Source organism: Helicobacter suis, from assembly GCF_902196135.1.
In the GTDB taxonomy this organism is placed as follows: Bacteria; Campylobacterota; Campylobacteria; order Campylobacterales; family Helicobacteraceae; genus Helicobacter; species Helicobacter suis_A.
This window is the reverse complement of sequence record NZ_CABIKE010000003.1, coordinates 62778-82343: the sequence shown is the minus strand read 5'-3', so window position 1 is coordinate 82343 and position 19566 is coordinate 62778. Positions and strand designations below refer to the sequence as shown.

General features: G+C 39.1%; 19 protein-coding genes. 4 read left to right on the top strand and 15 right to left on the bottom strand.

The window, feature by feature from the left end:
• Nucleotides 1–75: 75 nt before the first annotated feature.
• The 15 genes from G6Q06_RS03035 to G6Q06_RS02965 form a co-directional block, all read right to left on the bottom strand.
• The gene (locus G6Q06_RS03035) at nt 76–513 is read right to left on the bottom strand and encodes a CopD family copper resistance protein (protein ID WP_205435810.1); all 438 of its coding nucleotides are present in this window, start codon (nt 511–513) and stop codon (nt 76–78) included.
• Between the two features lie 382 nt (nt 514–895).
• Nucleotides 896–2227 carry a DNA repair protein RadA gene (gene radA, locus G6Q06_RS03030; RefSeq protein ID WP_163565734.1) on the bottom strand — a complete coding sequence of 444 codons (1332 nt, stop codon included), beginning with the start codon at nt 2225–2227 and terminating at the stop codon, nt 896–898.
• Complete coding sequence (ftsY, locus tag G6Q06_RS03025; RefSeq protein ID WP_163565680.1) at nt 2220–3098, bottom strand: signal recognition particle-docking protein FtsY; 879 nt, start codon at nt 3096–3098, stop codon at nt 2220–2222. The genes radA and ftsY overlap by 8 nt, the downstream gene beginning before the upstream one ends.
• The gene (locus G6Q06_RS08530) at nt 3098–3658 is read right to left on the bottom strand and encodes a hypothetical protein (RefSeq protein WP_240329180.1); all 561 of its coding nucleotides are present in this window, start codon (nt 3656–3658) and stop codon (nt 3098–3100) included. Before G6Q06_RS08530 ends, ftsY begins: the two co-directional genes overlap by 1 nt.
• A gap of 1 nt (nt 3659) precedes the next feature.
• On the bottom strand, nt 3660–5537 hold the full coding sequence (locus G6Q06_RS03015; protein ID WP_240329179.1) for a methyl-accepting chemotaxis protein: 1878 nt from the start codon (nt 5535–5537) through the stop codon (nt 3660–3662).
• 84 nt (nt 5538–5621) lie between these two features.
• The gene (gene bioV, locus G6Q06_RS03010) at nt 5622–6173 is read right to left on the bottom strand and encodes a pimelyl-ACP methyl ester esterase BioV (RefSeq protein ID WP_163565679.1); all 552 of its coding nucleotides are present in this window, start codon (nt 6171–6173) and stop codon (nt 5622–5624) included.
• Nucleotides 6173–7822 carry an AAA family ATPase gene (locus G6Q06_RS03005; protein ID WP_205435843.1) on the bottom strand — a complete coding sequence of 550 codons (1650 nt, stop codon included), beginning with the start codon at nt 7820–7822 and terminating at the stop codon, nt 6173–6175. Before G6Q06_RS03005 ends, bioV begins: the two co-directional genes overlap by 1 nt.
• Nucleotides 7809–9068, bottom strand: coding sequence for a tRNA (N(6)-L-threonylcarbamoyladenosine(37)-C(2))-methylthiotransferase MtaB (gene mtaB, locus G6Q06_RS03000; protein WP_163565678.1), 1260 nt, complete (start codon nt 9066–9068; stop codon nt 7809–7811). Before mtaB ends, G6Q06_RS03005 begins: the two co-directional genes overlap by 14 nt.
• Entirely contained in the window at nt 9065–10624 is a 1560-nt protein-coding gene (locus tag G6Q06_RS02995; RefSeq protein ID WP_205435840.1) for a mechanosensitive ion channel domain-containing protein, read from the bottom strand. Before G6Q06_RS02995 ends, mtaB begins: the two co-directional genes overlap by 4 nt.
• A gap of 178 nt (nt 10625–10802) precedes the next feature.
• A complete protein-coding gene (locus tag G6Q06_RS02990) occupies nt 10803–11384 on the bottom strand; it encodes a hypothetical protein (protein ID WP_163565676.1) in 582 nt (193 codons plus the stop codon).
• Nucleotides 11385–11476: 92 nt separating this feature from the next.
• Entirely contained in the window at nt 11477–11968 is a 492-nt protein-coding gene (locus G6Q06_RS02985; protein WP_163534496.1) for a flavodoxin, read from the bottom strand.
• A 55-nt stretch (nt 11969–12023) separates the two neighbouring features.
• Entirely contained in the window at nt 12024–12557 is a 534-nt protein-coding gene (locus G6Q06_RS02980) for a DUF2393 family protein (RefSeq protein WP_240329178.1), read from the bottom strand.
• Between the two features lie 6 nt (nt 12558–12563).
• Nucleotides 12564–13655, bottom strand: a complete 1092-nt coding sequence (locus G6Q06_RS02975; RefSeq protein WP_163533734.1) for a prohibitin family protein — start codon at nt 13653–13655, stop codon at nt 12564–12566.
• Between the two features lie 9 nt (nt 13656–13664).
• Complete coding sequence (locus tag G6Q06_RS02970; protein ID WP_163565675.1) at nt 13665–14558, bottom strand: branched-chain amino acid transaminase; 894 nt, start codon at nt 14556–14558, stop codon at nt 13665–13667.
• Between the two features lie 8 nt (nt 14559–14566).
• Entirely contained in the window at nt 14567–15958 is a 1392-nt protein-coding gene (locus tag G6Q06_RS02965; RefSeq protein ID WP_163565674.1) for a DEAD/DEAH box helicase, read from the bottom strand.
• 85 nt (nt 15959–16043) lie between these two features.
• Here G6Q06_RS02965 and G6Q06_RS02960 point away from each other — a divergent pair, with 85 nt between their 5' ends.
• The 4 genes from G6Q06_RS02960 to G6Q06_RS02945 are packed head-to-tail and all read left to right on the top strand — an operon-like array spanning nt 16044 to nt 19564.
• Nucleotides 16044–16775: a cytochrome c biogenesis protein CcdA gene (locus G6Q06_RS02960; protein ID WP_163565673.1), complete on the top strand. Its 732-nt coding sequence runs from the start codon at nt 16044–16046 to the stop codon at nt 16773–16775.
• A 9-nt stretch (nt 16776–16784) separates the two neighbouring features.
• A complete protein-coding gene (locus G6Q06_RS02955; RefSeq protein ID WP_163565672.1) occupies nt 16785–18035 on the top strand; it encodes an amidohydrolase family protein in 1251 nt (416 codons plus the stop codon).
• On the top strand, nt 18025–19296 hold the full coding sequence (mqnF, locus tag G6Q06_RS02950; RefSeq protein WP_163565671.1) for an aminofutalosine deaminase family hydrolase: 1272 nt from the start codon (nt 18025–18027) through the stop codon (nt 19294–19296). The genes G6Q06_RS02955 and mqnF overlap by 11 nt, the downstream gene beginning before the upstream one ends.
• Nucleotides 19297–19321: 25 nt before the next feature.
• A complete protein-coding gene (locus tag G6Q06_RS02945; RefSeq protein WP_006564810.1) occupies nt 19322–19564 on the top strand; it encodes an HP0268 family nuclease in 243 nt (80 codons plus the stop codon).
• Nucleotides 19565–19566: the final 2 nt, after the last annotated feature.

Sequence of the window (19566 nt, the reverse complement as noted above, 5' to 3'; positions counted from 1 at the left end):
CACAGCGCCTCAAAAACGCGTGCCAAATAAAGAGTTTAAGATTATGCAAGAGAAAGATAGTGTAGGTAAAACGCATCAAACAAACCACATGAGTTTAGCACAAATGATAATCAAAGCGCCTAGAGTTAAAACCGCTGGATGGATAATTGAGCCTAGAGGATTGGGCTTACCTAGAAATTTACAAGTAAGTGCAGTGCCTACCATTGCAAAAATTAAACAAGCTAGAAAGATTTTAAGCATCAGAAGTTTTTGAAAGGGAGTGTTAAAAAATCCCTTATCTCCACCCATATACTGGCTTACCATCATACCCCCCGTTATTAAGAGCAACAGCACACAAAGAGGCATGATTTTAATGGCTCTCTGACTAATGCCTTGAGCGGCCTTTTGTGCAATCTCTTCGCCAAAAAGCCGTTTAACATTGGGGAAAATCACCACATCAAAAAACAAATAGCCGATAAAAATAATGGCACAAATCAAATGGACGATCAAGACATAAGGATAAATAGCAGCCATCAATCACCCCTAAAACAAGATCAAATCCCTATTATAACTTAGATAATTAAACCACCATAAGCTACCCCAAGAATAGAGATTTTTACATTTGCCAAATTAACAAGTGCTAGGCATAAATTTTAAACAAACTAAAGAGTAGAACCACAGCTTTACTTAATTTTGATAATTCTATCATTTCCCTAGCTTGAGCGTGGGGGTGTGTCAAATGCCTAAGACTAAGAAATTAGAGCAATAATAATTTTTTGGTAAAAATTTCACTTTCTTTACATAGTAGAAGTGGTTAGCTTTAGCATTAATGCAGTCTGTCTATAAGTGTGGGTACTTCATAGCTATAGCCAACCAAAAAACAAGCGCGTTTTGCTTGGAATTTAAAGGGGTGGTTTTACATCCACTCAATGATCTTAGACACATCTTTAGCTTCATAGCAAGCAATGGAGGTTGTAATATTAGGCTTTTTAGGCACAATGGCCTTTAAAAAACCATAGTTTTCCATCTCTTTTAAACGCACATTCAAGTTAGGCACTTCTTGTAAAGATCCAGTTAAGCCTACTTCTCCAATAAAGGCTGTTTTATTGCTAATGGGGCGGTTTCTAAAGCTAGATAAAATACTTGCAATCACGGCCAAATCCGCGCTTGTTTCGCTAATTTTAATCCCTCCAGAGACATTAATAAAAACATCGTAACGATTAAGCGGGATTTCTAATTTTTTCTCTAATAAAGCTAAGAGCATGTGTAAGCGGTTAGTATCAAAGCTAGTGGCTAAGCGTTTAGGATTATTCAAAGAGCTTTCGCATACAAGGGCTTGTATTTCTAAAATAAGCGCGCGCGAACCCTCTAAAACAACACTTAGCGCACTACCCGCCAAACTCTCTTTTTGTGAAAAAAAAAGTCTAGAGGCTTCCTTAGCGCTGATCAAACCCTCTTGGTGCATTTGAAAAATACCCACCTCGCTAGTCGCGCCAAAGCGGTTTTTAAAGCTGCGTAAAATGCGCAGTTCTCTACTTGGATCGCCCTCAAAGTAAAGCACACTATCAACCATGTGTTCAAGTACTCTAGGCCCGGCAATAGAGCCCTCTTTAGTGATATGCCCGATGATAAAAATCGCGATTTGTTCTTGTTTAGCTAAGCGCATGAGTTCAAAGGTGATTTCGCGTACCTGAGAAATAGAGCCCGGGGCTGCGCTAATAGCGCTTGAATAGAGGGTTTGAATCGAATCAATCACACAAATAGCATAATTTTTAGCACATAAACTAGTTTTAATCACATCTAAATTAATTTCATTGAGTAAATACAGCTCTTCTTGCACGCATTTTAAGCGCTCCGCTCTTAAACGAATCTGTCCTGCACTCTCCTCCCCACTCACATACAAGACGGAATAACCCTCTTTAGCTAACCCGCCAGCTACTTTTAATAGCAAAGTAGATTTACCCACCCCCGGGCTACCTCCAATTAAATATAACCCACCCGGTACAATCCCCCCACCTAAAACAATGTCTAATTCTAATTGGGTAGAGCTAAAGGCACTAATTCTTTCATGTTCTATGCTAGCAATAGAAACAGGCATAGATACATCTTTAGAAGAAGAGCTTTTAATTTTCTCTGTGCTGTGCTCTATAAAACTTTCCCATTGGTTACAATTATTGCATTTACCTAGCCACTTAGGGCTAATAAACCCGCAATGTTGGCACTCAAAAACACGGGATTTTTTAGCCATCGGTTTTAAAGATCGCATCTAAGAGGCTTTTAATATATTCCCTCTCCTCAAAGACAATTAAATCATCTTCTTTTTCCCCTACACCTAAATACAAAATAGGTAATTGTAATTCATAAAGAATACTCAAAATACACCCCCCCTTACTTGTGCCATCAAGCTTAGTTACAATCACCCCGTCTAATTCTAAGCTTTCATGGAAAATTTTAGCCTGCTCTAAAGCTGAACTACCTTGCGTACCATCTAAAATCAAGATTTTATAATAGGGCGCGCCCTTTAAAGCCTTAGAACAAACTTTAGAGATTTTTAATAACTCGTTTTTAAGATTAGTTTGGTTATGTAATCTCCCGGCAGTATCAATGATAATTTGATCCATGCCTCTTGCTGTGCCGGCTTCTATGGTGTTATAAGCCAGTGCACTAGGATCGCTATTTTGCCCCGCACTAATAACTTCTAGTTGTAACTTTTCCCCCCAAAGTTGGAGTTGTTTAACCGCAGCCGCTCTAAAAGTATCCCCCGCTCCTAAGATCACCTTTTGCCCGTTTAAAAGGTGTTTTTTAGCGAGTTTAGCAATGGTAGTGGTTTTGCCCGCTCCATTGACCCCTAAAATTAAAGACACTAAGGGTTTACTCTCAATGGGTTTTAAACTCACTTTATCGTAATAACTTTCTTTGCGCAAAAAACGCATTAAAGCCACTTCTAAATGGTTGCGTTTGATTTGCTCGGGTAGGTGTTCTAGTAATTTTTCAACTAAATCATATTGCACATCAAAACCAATTAAAATTTCCTCTATACTTTCCTTGCTAAAAGTGGCGTCTTTATTTTTAAGTAAAGAAGCGACATTTTGGATTGTTTTTTTAAAAAAGTTAAACATTATTTTCCCTCATTGTCTAATAAATCTTGGAGGTCTTTAGACAACATTTCCTCCACAATAGCCCCGTGGTAGTTTTGTAAAAGCTCTCCTTTAGCGTTATAGAGTAAAAAATAAGGCAGAGGCCAAGAAAAACGCGCGCTAAAAGAAGTTGTTTCCATAGGATTAAGTAAAGAAATGTGTAAGGCATGATCTTTGACATAGCTATCTAATTGATCTTGAGGATAGGCCTTATTAAGAATAGCTAAAAAGCGCACCTGTTTAAAATGGTTTTGTAAATGCTCTAATAAAAGGGTGTAGGGGGACATTTGCGGACTTAAATCTAAAACCATGATCAAAGTTGGCATGACTTTAGTAGGCTTAATTTCTAGGGTCTGATCGTTTATTTTAAACTGCATTTCTTGGTGTTGTTGATCTAAAAAGTGAAAAGTTGGCGGGGTTTGTTTTTCTACTTTCTCTTGTGGTACTTGCTTTTTCTTTTTATGATCTGAGCACCCCCCTAAGATAAGTAACAACCCTACTAAAATAACGCGTAAATAAGCCATAGAATTTTTTACATGCACATTAAACCTTAAACTTACCCAGTTCTGTATCAAAGATTTTAGCCATTTCATTTAAAGAAGTGCTAGCCTTGCCCACATCTTGCACATTTTCATAGCTTAAACTAGCCAGCTTATTAATCTCTGAAATTTCATTCACAATCACTTTAGCCGCGCTAGCCACCCCTTTAAATTCCTCTACATCTTGAGTTGTAGCACTAATCACAGCCTGAATATTTTTTACATTAGAATCTACCATTTCTTGTAAAGAATGTGTGAGTTCAGAAGTTTTAAGGATTTCTTGGGAGTTGGTGTGTAGATTTTGGCTAATATCGCCCACACTTTGCACCACTTCATTAATCGTACTATGAATTTCAGTTAAACTTTTTTGGGTTTTTTCGGCTAACTTTCTGACTTCATCGGCCACCACCGCAAAGCCTCTTCCATGTTCACCCGCCCGTGCGGCCTCAATAGCTGCGTTGAGGGCTAATAAATTAGTTTGTTCGGCAATATCAGAGATGATGGTTAAAACCGCCTTGATATTCTCGGTATTTTTAGAGGTTTCTTCTAGATTGTTAGAAAATTCTACACTGAGTTGGGCATTATTGGCTAAATCCTTGCTCAAGATTTGGATTTTAGATCGAATCTCCTCTAGGGTGTTATCGGTTTGCAATAGATTTTTATTGTTATTATCTGCATTAGCAACACTGCTTAGAATCGTGTTAATGATATTATTACTATTTTCCATAGCCACCCCAATAAGTTTACTCTCCTCTTGGGTTTGCTTTTGCACACTCACAGAGCTAGCATGCAAGGTGTTAGCAATTTTAGTGTTCTCAGAACTCACTTCTTTAATTTTAGAGATAATCCCTTGTATTTTAGCCAAAAGTTTATTGACATTTTCAGAGATAGTCGCAATCTCGCCCTTTCCCTTAACCGCTAATCTTTTGGTTAAATCCCCCTCTTGGGACGCAAGCCCAACAATGAGATCACGCAATTGAACTAAGGGTCTAAATAGGATTTGAATCACACCATAAAGGACAACCAAAGCGATAATTAAAAAAATAAATGCGCCACTGAGCATAGAAAACTGGATACTTGATAAATCTTTAAGCGCTTCTTTTTTAATAACTGTGGTGATAAATTTCCAATTTAAACCCTTAATCGTATCATAGATATAAAATTTTACTTCTCCGTCTTTTTCTTGCTGTTCAAAAAAGCCAGATGGGGTGGATAGAATGCGTTGTAAAAATTGTGGATCGTTAGCGTGGTATTTTGTGCCCTCTTTATAAACAGAGGAGCTTAAAATCGTGCCCTTTTGATCTATGAGGTGTATCCGTTGGTTAGGCTTAAAAGACCTACGGATAGAGTGAAACACATCAGCTAGATAAATATCAGAGGCTAAAACACCTTTAAAAACTCCATGCTGAATTAGTGGCAGAGCATAAGTGATTACCATCTTTTTTGTAAAAAGCTCCATATAAGGCTGGGTAACAAAAAGCCTTTTATGCTCTTTGGTGTATTGATACCACCCCCTAGTTCTAGGATCATACCCTTCAGGCGCTTCTCCAACAAGTTTAATAATACTCCCATCTTCAAAGGCCACATGTACATCTGCTGATCGAAGGCCATCTTGTACAAAACTTAGAATCTTTTTAAGTCGTGGTGTATCGCTTAAATCTACATTATTAAAGGTTTTGGCTGTTCTTTCTAAAGTTGTGCGGATATTATTATCCCACTCTTCTAAAAAATTAGAGAGAATATGAGCACTCATAGAAAGAGATGTTTGGGTGCGTTGCATAATCCCTTTTCGTATTTGATAAGTGGCAACGGCGGTAATCACGATAGAAGATAAGCTGATAAGAACTATCAGTGAAAGAATAATTTTGCTCTTAAAAGTCATGAAATTCCCTTAAAACAAAAAATTCATAAAAGCCATATCGCAAAAAACAAAAAGGCAAGAATTGTAGCAAAAAAATCATGTGGCCTAGTAAACAATTGGCGACTTTTGTAGTAGATGATTAGCCCCCTTAAACTGCCACACACTTGCATAGGGTTTAAAACAATGCAAGGCTTCTTTAACATCTAGTAAATTATCTTCTAACCCTAAAAACACGCTAATAGAGATGCCTTCATCGCATAAAAACGCTAATTTTTCTGTGCTATAGGTGTATTCTAAGAGAATTTTTAAATCCTCTAAACTGCCTAAATGTGTAAAGCGCGCTAAATGAGGGTTAAGATCAAGTAGGCTATTCCAACCAATGTTTTGTAAAAAAGAGCGCACATAAAGGGACGGATTTTTTTGATAACTTAAGATTTGTAAGCGCTTAAAGACTTTAGGTTTAAAGGCTAGCATGCAAGGAGAAATTAAAAAGAGTTTTTGTACCCGTAAACCCTGTTTAACTTGTTTATAGGCAAACTCAAGGGCATTGATAGCCCCATAGCTAAAGCCGGCGATGTTATAAAGCCTATAAGGTTTTAAAATCCAATCAAATAACCATTTTTCCCCTCTAAAACAAAAGCCACTAAAATAATGCATCACACAAAAGAGCGCAAGATTTCTTGCATTTGAGACTTAGAGAGCTTTTCTTTTTCTAATAAAATCTTAGCCATAGCCTCTACCTGCATTCTAGAATTACTTAAAAAATCCCGTTGTTCTTTATAAAGCGTGCTTAATAAAGCCTCCATATCCGATCGATCCCCGATAAACTTATCCCCCATGCCATATTCCTCACACATGCGTTTGGCTATCTCAAGGGCATGTTTAAGATCGTCTTTGGCTAAAGTGTAGTGTTCTTGGAAGAAAAGTTCTAAAATGATCATGCCACTTAAATAGACTTTGATATTATTATTCATCTCGCTTTTGCTTAAAATCCTTTGATCGCTAGCGATGAGAAAATCCCCCACTAATAAAACTTTATCAAATGCCACTTCTAACCAATAAGCACTAAGCGCCTTAGCACTCTGATAAAGCGCATAGAGATTCTTTTCTTGTTCGCTTAGAGCGACATTCTTCTTTTTGCCAAAAGCGATTTTATCTTTTACTTCTAAAATATCTCTCATGGTGATAACCTGCGTATTATGCCTTAATGCATTAAGCGCGCTTTCATTGACTAAAGAGGCTAACATCGCCCCGCTAAAGCCCACACAGATTTTAGCCACCTCCATGCAATCTAGGGTGTGGTTTTTATCTTTCAAATAAGATTGTAGAATCTGAACTCTTTCCTCTAGATCGGGTAGAGAGATAAAAATGCGCCGATCAAAACGGCCACTTCTTAAAAGCGCTTCATCAATCACATCTATTTTATTAGTCGCACCAATCACAATCACTTGCGCGCTTTCCTCAAAGCCATCCATTTCTGTTAAAAGTTGGTTGAGCGTGGCTTCTCTTTCATCGTTGCGCTGGTGGCCTCTGGCCTTACCCACCGCATCAATTTCATCAATAAAAACAATGGAGGGGCTAAAGGCTTTGGCTTTGGCAAATAATTCGCGCACCCGCTTAGCCCCCACACCCACATAAATTTGTACAAATGCGCTCCCGCTATGATAAAAAAAAGGCACTTTGGCCTCAGAGGCTAAAGCTTTAGCAATCATGGTTTTGCCCACACCCGGAGGGCCCACTAACAATACACCCTTAGGTAGTTTAATCTTAAGCTCTTGGTATTTTTTAGGATTTTTAAGATAATCCACAATTTCATACAGCTCCTCTTTAACTTCCTTAGTGCCAGCTACATCTGCAAACCTCACATTGGGCAAGGTCGCGTGTAAAGAGGGCAGGGGGGTGTTTTGGAGCTTGGGGGTTTCATAGGAGGGTTGTAGTAAAGTTTTTCTGCTCCATACAAAACGCAACAAAATAGCCAAAAGCACCAGAAAGAAGAAAATAATGACTAAATCTAATAATTGCTCTGTTGTTTTACTCTCTTGTAACACTTCAATGGGGATATTTGTAGGAAATTGCATGGAATCTTTCCAACCTAGCCGCGCGGTTTTATAAATCTTAAAATTGATCTTAAGATAAATATAGTGGCTATCAATTTTGATACTTTGGATTTTATCAGAATGCAAAAGCGCATTAAAATCACGGATACTCACAAGCTCTGTAGGTTCTCTAAAAAATAAGAATGCAATAAAAATCACCCCTACTAATAAGGCAAACCCCCCAATCAGGGCTTTTTTAGAGCGTAGCATAGTTGGCATCAGCCCTCACTTCATAGGTATTTAAGTATACAAGCCCTTGTAAATTTTGCTTAGAGAGGATTTTAACCGGGTTAAAATACTGATCATAGCCGCGATAATAGGGTTCTTTAAAATTCTCCACGATCACCTCTAAAACCTCTCTGTTTTCTTTAAGTTGTTGTCTAAATGCCAGATTTTGCATAGCCACATGGGTTTTGATTTGATCTAATCTAGTTTTAGCAATATTACCCGGAACGCGTGCATTTAAAGGCATTTTACTAGAGGGGGTATTATCACGCACGCTATAGATAAAGGGGTGGATATGGGTTAGGCGGAGTTGTTTAAAGTTTAATAACGCTTCTTGCCAAGTTAATTCATCTTCATAAGGATGGCCTACAATAAAATCTGTACCAATTGCAAAACCTTTAGAAGCTATCTTTTCTAAAAGCTTAATATCGCTATTCACGCGGTTACGCCGCCGCATGCGCCTTAACATGTTGTCATGGCTGTGTTGGAGCGCGATATGCAAATGCCGCTCTAAAATGGGGTGATCTAAAAGCTCTAAAAATTCTGTATTGATTTGGCTAGGCTCTAAACTACCAATACGCACCCGTTTAATAGGGGTTAAATCCGCAATTTTAAGAATTAGACGGGCTAAATTAGTGTTTCTATCAAGCCCATAACTGCCTACATTAGTCCCTGTAAGCACCACTTCTAATACCCCTGCTTGGGATAACATCTCAATTTGTTTTAAAACATGATCTTGATTCAAACTTCTAGATTGTCCCCTCACAGTTGGGATAATACAATAACTACAGCGAAAATCACAGCCCTCTTGAATCTTGACAAATGCGCGTGTTTTACCAACAAAATTAGATAAAAGGATTTGATCTAAGTGTTCTTGTTTGTCTTCATAAAAAAATCCCTGTTTTTCTTGGAGTAAAGCATTAATCTCTTCTTTGTGATCATGGCCAAAGACTCCAAAGACATGCCCGCTTTTAAAGAGTTCTAACCCCTGTGTATTTGCCCCACAGCCGGTAAAATACACCTTTTTACCTAAACGGGTGGCTTTTTTAGCATAACTTCTAGCGCTATAATCTGCATCATTAGTAACCGTGCAGGAGTTAAGAATAATGATTTGTGCCTCCTCCTCATGATTTGTAGTTTCAAAATCCTTTAAATGCGCTAGCATAACCTGAGTATCAAATAGATTAGTGCGGCATCCAAAGGTTTTAAAATAGACTTTTTGTTTCATCATAAAATCCTATGCTCTTTATTGGCAAAACCATCCCCACCTTCTTTAATAAACTTGGTTGTGTTGTAGGCTACAAAAATATCGGGTTCTTTCAAAAGCGCATCTAAAATATCAGCCGAAATTTTAGACTTGAGTACTAAAGTGGCGTATGAATTTGTTTGATACCATATACTGATATGAACCCCGTCTTTTTCTAAAGCCATGAAGACGCGCGGATTAGCGCTGGTGTTGCGCAAAGAATACCTCGTGCGCATGTTACTCATTTGTTTATAGGTCATCTCGGTATATTGCTTGGCATGGACATTAGCAACGCTAAGAGCAATTTCCATAGCCTTTTTATAATTAGAATCAAAGGTAACAAAAAAATCAATCCCGTCCCACACGGTTTTCATGCCCGCATGGCTATAGTTTGAAAGGAGGTTAGTAAAAATATAATTATTAGGGATAAAAATAATCCGCCCCGCGCGATAGCTATTCTCCTTAGAACTAGTAAGGGTTACTTCCTCTAAGATTGTGATGTAAAGCGCAGAAATATCTAGTACATCTCCTACATAGGTGTTGCCATCCTTAGATACTTTGATTCGATCGCCCACATGGATATTGCCATCTATGATAATGGTAAACCACCCTAAAAGACTCATGAATAAATCGCGCATGGCAATGGCTAGCCCGGCACTAGCAAAACCTAGCACAGTAACTAAATAAGAAACATTTTCAAGATAGGCAAATAAAAAAATCAACACCACGACATTAGCGTTGACAAAGTTAATCGCCTTGTTAATGGTGTAGGCGCGTTCGTTGCTATGGATATATTTATGGCTAATGATTTTTAAAGCCCATGCCAAAACGATGCTAACTAAGGCGATTAAAACAACATAGATTAATTTAAGGATTTGATCTTTAATTTGGGAGTTGACATTTAAGCTAGCTTCTTCAATATCCTTAGCAAAAACATCAATGCTGATTTTTAAAAGATTTTGTGCGCCTTGTAATTCAATCTTTTTGATCTGTTCTTGATAAATTTGCTTAGCAAGTTTTTCTTTCTTAGAAGCTTCGCCCTCCTCTTTAGATTCTAATTGGGTTAGAATCTCTAACTTTTTGTTGATTAAGGCTAAGATAGCTTGTAAACTCTTTTGGTGAGACTTCATGACACTATACTGGGCTTTGATTTTTTTAATAAAGGAAATCCCCTCCACAATTGCAATAGGGTTAGTGATACTAGGAATGTTAGGGATACTGGGTTTTTCTACAAGGTCTTTAAAAGGATTCATCTTATAGCGTTCGAGTAATTCCTCTTGGTGTTTAAGGGCTTGTAAAACATGCTTTAGTGTATTAATTTTAAGCGTATCGCTATCTTTCTTGCTGTCAAGAGTTTTGAGTTGGCGCTGGACGCTTTGGATCTCTGTATAAATTTCCTCATAACTTTCAGCATTACTAAATTTTTTCAACCAAATGCTATTGCTAGAATCAATCTGGTGCTCGATACGCTTATATTCTTCTTTGAGGTGTTGTATTTGCAAATTATCAGCTCCAGCCCACCCCCAAACAAGCAAAACCATAGACACAATAGGCCGCGTATACCACGATTTTAAAAAATACAACACACCCTCGTTTAATAGGCTAAGGGGCAGTCTAACACAAGGACAACTCAATCTAAATAATAAGGTGTAACTAGAATCAAATCTAACCGCGCCCTACCAAGTAAAACCTCTAAGCACACTACCTATTAGGTAGTGCTTACATGCTTTGTGGAACCTTAATATCACCATAATCTATGGCCTCTTTAAAGATGGTTTTTACAGATTGTATAATGTCCTTAATGGTCTGCGTACTTAGAGACTCTATTTTTTCAAGTCTATCTTGTAAAACACCGGGGCTATAGCCATCTACTCGCATGAGCATAAACACCTCTTGGTTATTAGGGTTAATATACTCCCCTAATTGCACCCATTTATCAAAACTAGCAGCGATTGCCTGCGTGATCTCTGAAAAGACTTCGCTATCATAGGATTTTTGGTCGGCATTTTGATCTTTTGTGTAGATTTCTTTAATCTTATTAGCGATGTGCTCCGCTACACGGAAACGCGCCCGTTCTCTGGCTATTCCCTCTGAGCGCTCCACTTGTCCGTCAATAACATGGGAGCTATCAATGCCTTGGGTAACAAACATGCTGCGATCTTCTACCATCCAAGCTGGCATGTTTTGCAAAAAAACATCTCTTTTGTGGGGAGGATTAGAACCACAAGCAGAAAAGCCCAAAACTCCTAGAAAGGCTAAGAAGATCATTTCAGGGTGCAAATAACACCGTCTAGGTCGCATAGGTTTCCTTATAATGAGATCAAAAGGTTGTTACACATACTCATGATAAACAAACCTGAAAAACCCCTCCTCCCTACAAGTTTTTAAAAAGGCTAATTCAACTGCCCCTTAATTTCATTAACCCAAGCACTAATGCGCCCATCTGTTAATTCATCTTGGTTATCCACATCTAGCACAAGCCCTACAAATTTACCACCCTCTACAGATTTAGACCCCTCAAAGGTATACCCATCTGTGGAAGTAAAGCCCACAACTTTACCCGCCTTAGCTTTTTCATAGATATGAAAAATGCCCTCAGCAAAGGTTTCAGAGTAAGTATCTTGATCGCCTAGTCCCACTAGAGCAATGGTTTTATTAGCAAAATTGGATGCATCTAGTGTCCCTAAAAATTCTTCCCAGTCGCTTTGTAAATCCCCCGCCCCTGCTGTAGGCGCAACCAAAATCACAGAACTAAAGCCATCAAAATCGCCTTTACTAGCCTTGCTCACATCAAAGACTTTTGCGCCACTAAAATGTGTTGCGATTTTATTGCTCACTGTTTCTGCATTCCCGCTATCTGTGCCATAGAAGATGCCAACTGCCATGCTATATCCTTTAAAAATAAGATTTGACCATTCTAACTAAGTTTAGTTAATAAAACTAGTGGCAGGTACTAGAAAGTTTAAAAGAAGCTTGTTTATAAGGATAGGGCTCGATATTCATAACCAGATTTTGTTCTTTGTGGGGTGGTAAAAAGAGTTGGAAAGGTTGGATATAGGAATGTGCAAAAATCCACTGGTGTAAAAAACTCTGGAATTTATTAGTAGAGGGCAACAACACATCTAGGCGTAAAAAACATTTGCGGATGGGTAAATAACCCTCATTTTTAATCCGCACCTTAGCAACAAAAGCACTTGTATAAGTGAAAGAAAAAGCTTGTTGTACGGTGGCTTGGATTTTAAAAAGCTGTTGCTCTAAAATATAGCGCACTCCAAAGGGCGTTCCTAATAAAAAGACAAGAGCGATTAAATGCAATAGAGTAGATGTAAATCCCCTAAAATACAATCCTAGAATAAAAAAGCCAAGAAAAAAAGCACAATGCAACCCAAAGATCACCAAAGCAAAAAGACTAGCCTGTTCCCAGAATATTTTTAGGTGATCTAAAACTGTTTGTAAAAGAGTGGAGATGAGCATGTAATCTTAATGTTGGTTTGCATGCCCTGCTAGGGCTTTTTGCTTACTTTTTGTATCTAGCCAAATATTAGGCACTGCCCCCCCGGGGGTTAGTAAAATCTGAGCATCTTTATTAGCCTTAAGCGCTTCGTTAAATTGCCCTTGTACCTCAATTTGGCGGAGTTGTAAGAGCCGATCATTAAGGCTTTGCCCGATACTTAAATTAGCCGCAGATTTAGCCTTAGCCTCAATTACAATTGCATCAGCTACCCCCTGTGCCTTAATGCGGTTAGCATCCGCCTCACCTTTTGCTAAAGCCGCGAGTTTTTGGGCTTCTTGTTTGGCGCGCTCTACCTCATATTTAACCCGCTCAGATTCTTGGCGTGCAATTTGTACCTTTTCAATTTGTTCTTTAATTTTTTGGGGTAGTACAATTTCTCTAAGTTGAATCGAACTTAACTCTACCGGAGAATTAGGCAACTTAGAAACTTCTTTATTAATATCTGTATTGATCAAAGCAGCAATTTCATTGCGTTTAATGGGCAAATCCTCAGCTGGATAGCGCCCCACCACCGATCGCACCACATCGCGCACAACCGGATTAATGATCTTTTGCTCCCAGCTTAGTCCATAGGTGGCAATAGTTTGGGGGGTGGTTTTAGCATTTAAGCGGTACTGCACGGTTAACTCAATAGAAACGGTAAGCCCTCTAGAATCCATCACATTGATCGCATCGTTTCTAAAAATCCCTTGATTTTTGCCCACAATGCCCATGTCTTCTGTACGCGAAAAGTTAATGGTGCGTACGCGCGTGTCAATCACTAAAATATCTTGCACAATGGGGACAAAAAAGTGAATGCCCGGTTGTAAAGGAATGGGATCGTATTTACCGGCTGTGATTTTAATTCCAATTTCGCCTGATTGAATCACCGTAAAAGGTTTGGCGATCAATAAAAAAGCCAAGAGAATAAAAAAGATAATTAAATAAGTGATCTTTTTAGATTGCAATACAGGGGGGAATGGGGGTTTAAGAGGGGTGGTATTTTTGGGAGGAATCTTAGGGGGTTCTGATTGATTGGATTGTTTTTTTTTCAAATGCTCGTTTAGATCAATGGGCATGTGTTTCCCCTACACCTTCGTTATATGGTGTTTAAGTGCGCTAAGCTCGCCTCTGACTAATTGCATATACGCCTCTGCTAGAGCTTGAGTAATGGGTTTTTCTTGGCCACCTATGGGTCTAAAATCTAAAGATTGAATGGGTAAAATTTCTGCCCCTGTACCTGCAAAAAAAGCTTCCTGCGCGCTATAAATTTCCTCCCGTGCTATGTGGCGCTCTATGGTGGGGATTTGTAAATGCGTCGCTAATTCTAAAACGGTTTGGCGGGTGATTGAATCTAGGGCATAATCTAGGGGAGGAACGATGAGCTGATCGCGGTGCACCATAAAAAAACTTTCAGCAGAACCTTCAGCCACAAAACCTTGATTATCTAGTAACAACGCATCTTCAAACCCACACAGAAGTGCCTCCTGTTTGGCTAGTTGGGAGTTAAGATAATGTGCGCTAGCCTTAGCTTTATTAGGGCTAGATTGTACATCGTTTTTTCTAAAAGAACTGGTTTTAACCTTAATGCCCTCTATAGGGTTGTGTTTCCATGTTACTGTGGCAATTACGGTATGGATAGGAGGATTATTACTACAAATCCCTAAACTACCAAGCCCCATGAATACAAGCGGGCGGATATAAGTATCCTCCATGCAAGCATTGGCTTTTAAAAGATCTAAAGTAGCCTGTTTTAAGGCCTCCAAACTATAAACCTGATCAAGCATCAAAGTTTTACAAGAATCTAAGAGTCTTTGCATGTGATCGTGTAATCTAAAAACATAGAGGCCATCGCTACCTTTATAGGCGCGGATACCCTCAAAGACAGCGTTTGCATAGTGCAGGCTATAACTCAGCACATGGACTGTAGCCTTATCAAATGGAATAACGGCGTTATCTTGCCAAATATAGCGATGATTCATATCTAACCTTAATATCTGCGTCTAGAGTCTTTAAAGCGCCCACTTTTATAAGTTTTGGAGGCATGTTTTTTAGGGCGCGTAACCGGTTTGGGTTCTGCTAAAACCTGATCTAAATCAACTTTATAGCTTTTAAATTGCAAACTCAAGAGTTTAAGCACTAATTGAGAAGGCTCAAATTGCTCGGTGAGTTGTTCGTATAGACTTACCACCTCTGCATCTACTTCTACCTTAGAGATAGCCTGAATCAAGCGATCTTCATTCATGTTAGGGATTTCATAAAGCTCAATAGAAGAACCGATGTCTTTTTGCATGCGCTGGAGTTCTTTATATTCTAGGGGTGTTACTAAAGTGATAGCCACACCCTTTTTACCCGCGCGCCCAGTACGCCCAATGCGATGGATATAGCTCTCTGTGTTTAAGGGTAAATGATAATTAAAAACATGGCTCACATCACTAATATCTAAACCACGACTGGCTACATCCGTAGCCACCAAGACATCAGCGAGTTTAGATTTAAAAGCTTTGATAGATTCACGGCGGGCGCGTTGTTCCATATCGCCGTGTAAAGGCGTGGTTTTATAGCCCTTAGCGCTTAAAAATTGGTGTAACTCATCTACTTCTCTTTTCATGCGCATAAAAATAATGCTTTTGCTGTGATTTTCTTTATCTAGTAAGCGCATGATTGCCTCATTGCGCTCATGTTCATTGATAACATAAAAACGCTGGGAAATATCTGCATTAGTTACATGGGTAGGGGCGATGTGGATAGATACCGGATCTTGTAGTATTTTGTTGGCTAAGTCTTTGATAGGAGCGGGCATGGTTGCTGAGAAGAGCAAAATTTGGGCATCTTCTGGCAAATAATTAAAAATCTCTTCAATGTCATCTAAAAAACCCATGTCTAGCATTTCATCGCTTTCATCTAATACAACTACTCTAGGAGCAAAACGCTTAAGCCGTTTATTTTTTAGATGATCTAAGAGTCGTCCGGGGGTAGCAATCATGACTTGTGGGTTTCTCTCTAAAAGATCGCATTGCTTTTTAATGCTTTGCCCCCCATAAACACAAATAGTGCGGGTGCGTGAACTTTTACCTAGCTTAAAAATCTCATCGCTAATTTGCATGGCTAGTTCACGCGTGGGGGTGATGATAAGTGCTTCTATACTTTTATCATTTTGTAAGTTTTGGATAATGGGTAAAGCAAAAGCAGCGGTTTTACCGGTACCGGTTTGGGCTTGGGCAATCACATCTTTACCCTCTAAGATAACAGGAATGGCCTTTTCTTGGATAGGGCTAGGGCTAGTAAAACCCGCATCAGCAATAGATTTTAAGATTTTAGAGTGCAAACCCAAATCTTTAAAAGAACAAACGGGAGATTCTTCAGGGTTATTTGTCGGCATGTGGTGTATGTCAGTATCCTTATTTTTAGTGCTAAGTATCCTTAAAGATTTGTTATTATAGCAAAAAACACTTAGGATAACTGAAATGTTGGAGGATACTTTACTATCTATTTTTGATCACATGCCCCTAGTGGCCTCGTTTTTTGCAGGGATTTTAGCCTTCTTAAGCCCCTGTATTTTACCCCTCATTCCAGCCTACATGTCTTATATCTCCCAAACCTCCCTAGAAGACCTTAAAAATGGCCAAGCTAGCCGTTTTTCTATCTTGATTAAGGCTAGCTTATTTGTGCTAGGTTTTGGGCTGATCTTTTGGCTCATTGGGGTTTCTATGGCTAAGATCATGCATGCCTACTTAAATGGCACATGGACGCGCATAATTTCTGGATCTTTAGTGATTTTATTTGGGCTACACTTTTTAGGGATTTTGCCCATTAAATTGCTCTATCAAAGCAAAACTTGGGATATGCGTTTGGAATTTAAAAACCCGTTTTTACAAAGTTTAGTGCCCTTAGTACTTGGAATGAGTTTTGCGCTAGGGTGGACTCCTTGTATTGGCCCTATTTTTACAAGCATTGTACTACTAAGCGGAGCCCAGCATGTTTATGGCATGGCATTATTAGGGGTATTTGTACTAGGCTTTGGCGTGCCTTTTTTAATCGTGGCTTTGGTGATCAACCAAGCTTTAGGGTTTCTTAAAAAGATTAGACAATATGCTTATTGGATTGAAAAGATTTCAGGGTTAGTGTTACTTTTAATGGGGATTTTAATTATAAGCGGACAGATGGATCGTTTGGGCGCTTTTTTATTGCGATTATAGGAGATCTTTTTGGTATTAAAAAATGCAAGATTAGCAGAGGGGGAAAAAGTAGATGTGCGGGTGGTGGGCGATTATATTGTGGCAATAGAAAATTTTTTAAGCCCTAGTCAACATGAAAATGTAATAGATTGCCAGCAACATACCCTCTTACCTAGTTTTGTAGATTTAGGCGTGTTTTTACATAATTTGCAAGCCCAAACCTATCTAAAACTTAAGAATCAGGCCTTAAAAGGGGGTGTGGGGACTTTAATGGGCATTGATCTAACCCCCTTATATTCTTTGAATGAACCTGACATGCAACCTCTAAGTTTAGAACAAGAGAGCCCTAGCCCCCTAGAAGCTGCATTAGAGCAGGCTATTACCTTTAAAGACCCCATTTGTTTTCACCCTCTAAACAATAAGGAACGATTACAAAATTTAGCCATGTTACATGGACAATTACCCCCAAATAGCCCGGCGTGTTTGTATATTTATAACTTAGAGGGGCAAAAACTCTTACCCGCTTTAGATTATGCCAAAATGCTTGGTTTGCCTTTGGTATGCGGGGTGCGTGGCTATGAGGGGCGGCCTACTCTTGCTATCATGGACTCTAGTCCTTTAGCTTATGAATTAGGTTTGCCCAGTGTAAGCCCCTTGATTCAAATTAAAGAAGTGGGCAAGTATGCAGCTATGGCTTTACACACCCAACTACCTACTATGTTAGATAGTGTAGTGGAATTAGAAGCGCTTCAAATTACACAGGCCTTTAAGTCTTTAGGCGCGCCTCTTTTGATACAAACCCCCTTACACCATTTGATTTTAGAAGAGCAAATTTATAGGCGCTATGATTCACGCGCTAAAATTTTGCCCCCCCTCAAAAGTAAAGATCAACAAGAGGCACTCAAACACGCTTTGCAAAATGGCCAAATAGACATGCTCACCTCACTACACTACACCCACACGCCCTCTTTAACAATATTTGAAGAAGCCCCCTTTGGCATGCAAAGCATTGATCATCTCTTTCCTTTGGCTTATACCCACCTTGTGCACAATAAAACCCTCACACTCAAGCAGTTAATCACTTTAATGGCAACTAATCCTGCTTGCTTTTTGAAAGCTAATTATGGAGAAATAGCGCTAGGAAAAGAAGCCCGCTTGATGTTAGTAGACTTAGAGGCAACTACTCGCGTAAATAACCCTTTAAGCATTTATGAAGGAGAAGTTTTAAAGGGGCGGGTGTGCCAAGTGTTGCAAGGAGAGAGGGTACTTTTTGCCTACTAAAATCATTGGCGCAGGGCTTGTTTTAACCTGTAACCCTAACTTTGATATTTTAACAAATGCGGGTGTGGTGATACAGAAAGGCACAATTATAGAATTAGGTGATATAACATATCTTTGTAAAACCTATCCAAATGCCCCGGTTTTCTTTGATAAAAAAGCACTTTTACTCCCTGCTTTTATAAACCCGCATGTACACTTTGAATTTAGTGGCCAAAGATGCTTTGAGTATGGGAGTTTTGAAGGGTGGCTTAGCTCTCTTCTTAAAAAGCGTACAAGGGTTTTAGAAAAATCACAAATTTCTATGCAAAAGACTATTAATGCCCAGATTCTTAGCGGAGTAGGCAGTGTGGGGGCTATTAGCAGTTATGGGCTGGATCGGTATTGCCTTAAAAACTCGCCCTTGCGGGTAGTCTTTTTTGATGAGCTCATCGGGGGGCAGGCCACTTCTTCTAATTTTAAAGCTTTTAGCCAGCGCCATACCCTCACTAAGCAACTTAAAAGTGCGCGTTTTATCCCGGCTATTGCTATCCATGCGCCCTATTCGGTACATAAAGATTTGGCTAAACAGGTTTTACACACCTTTAAAAGTTCTGTGATCTCCACCCACTTTTTAGAATCACAGGCCGAATTAAAATGGCTAGAAAACCAACAAGGTTGGTTTAATCATTTTTACACAGAGATTTTAAAAGTTGTACCCTCACCTAGTTTTGCAAGCCCTTTTGAATTTTTAGACCTCTTTAAAAACCAGCGTTTATTACTCGTGCATGCTTTATTTGCAAACCGCCAGCATTTAAAATATGCTAAGCGTATTAGTACACAAACCACCCTTATCACCTGCCCGCGCTCTAACCGCCTTTTAAGTGGCAAAATTTTAAAAACAGGATTAGCTAAGCAATTAAACATCCCTATAGCTATCGCTACTGACGGAGAGAGTTCTAATTACAATATCAATTTTTTAGAGGAATTGCGCATCGCCCTATGGTCATTTCAAAAACCCTTATTAGATTTATTGCCAGAGGTTTTATTAGGTACAACTCTACATGCTAGTAAAGCCTTAGGGCTAAATACCGGGAGTTTAGAAAAGGGCAAGGATGCAGATTTGGCACTCTTTGGCCTCTCTGGACAAATAGAGCCCACACTTGCCTATATTTTAAACTGGCTTTTACATGCACGCCGTGTGAAAGATTTATGGATACAGGGGGAGAGGGTCGTACTAGCATGGCGCTTAAAAACGCTTTTAAGCCAACATGCGCTAAGCTAGGCGGCTAGTTCATTGGAGGTGTTTTATGGAATTGCGTTTAGCTAAGATGGATAGAAAGCAAAGTAAACTTTATAGCATTAGTTTAGAAGAACTCTACCAAAAAGCCCTTAAGAAAGAACATATTTTTTACTTTGCACCCACCAACTCCCATAAGGATATGCTACAAGCTGTGGCTTTTTTAGAAAAGCAAAATTGCCGTGTGCATTTATCTGAAGTACAGGTTAGTTCAGATGAGAAGGATTTTATCTACCAGCTCCACATCATTTAAAC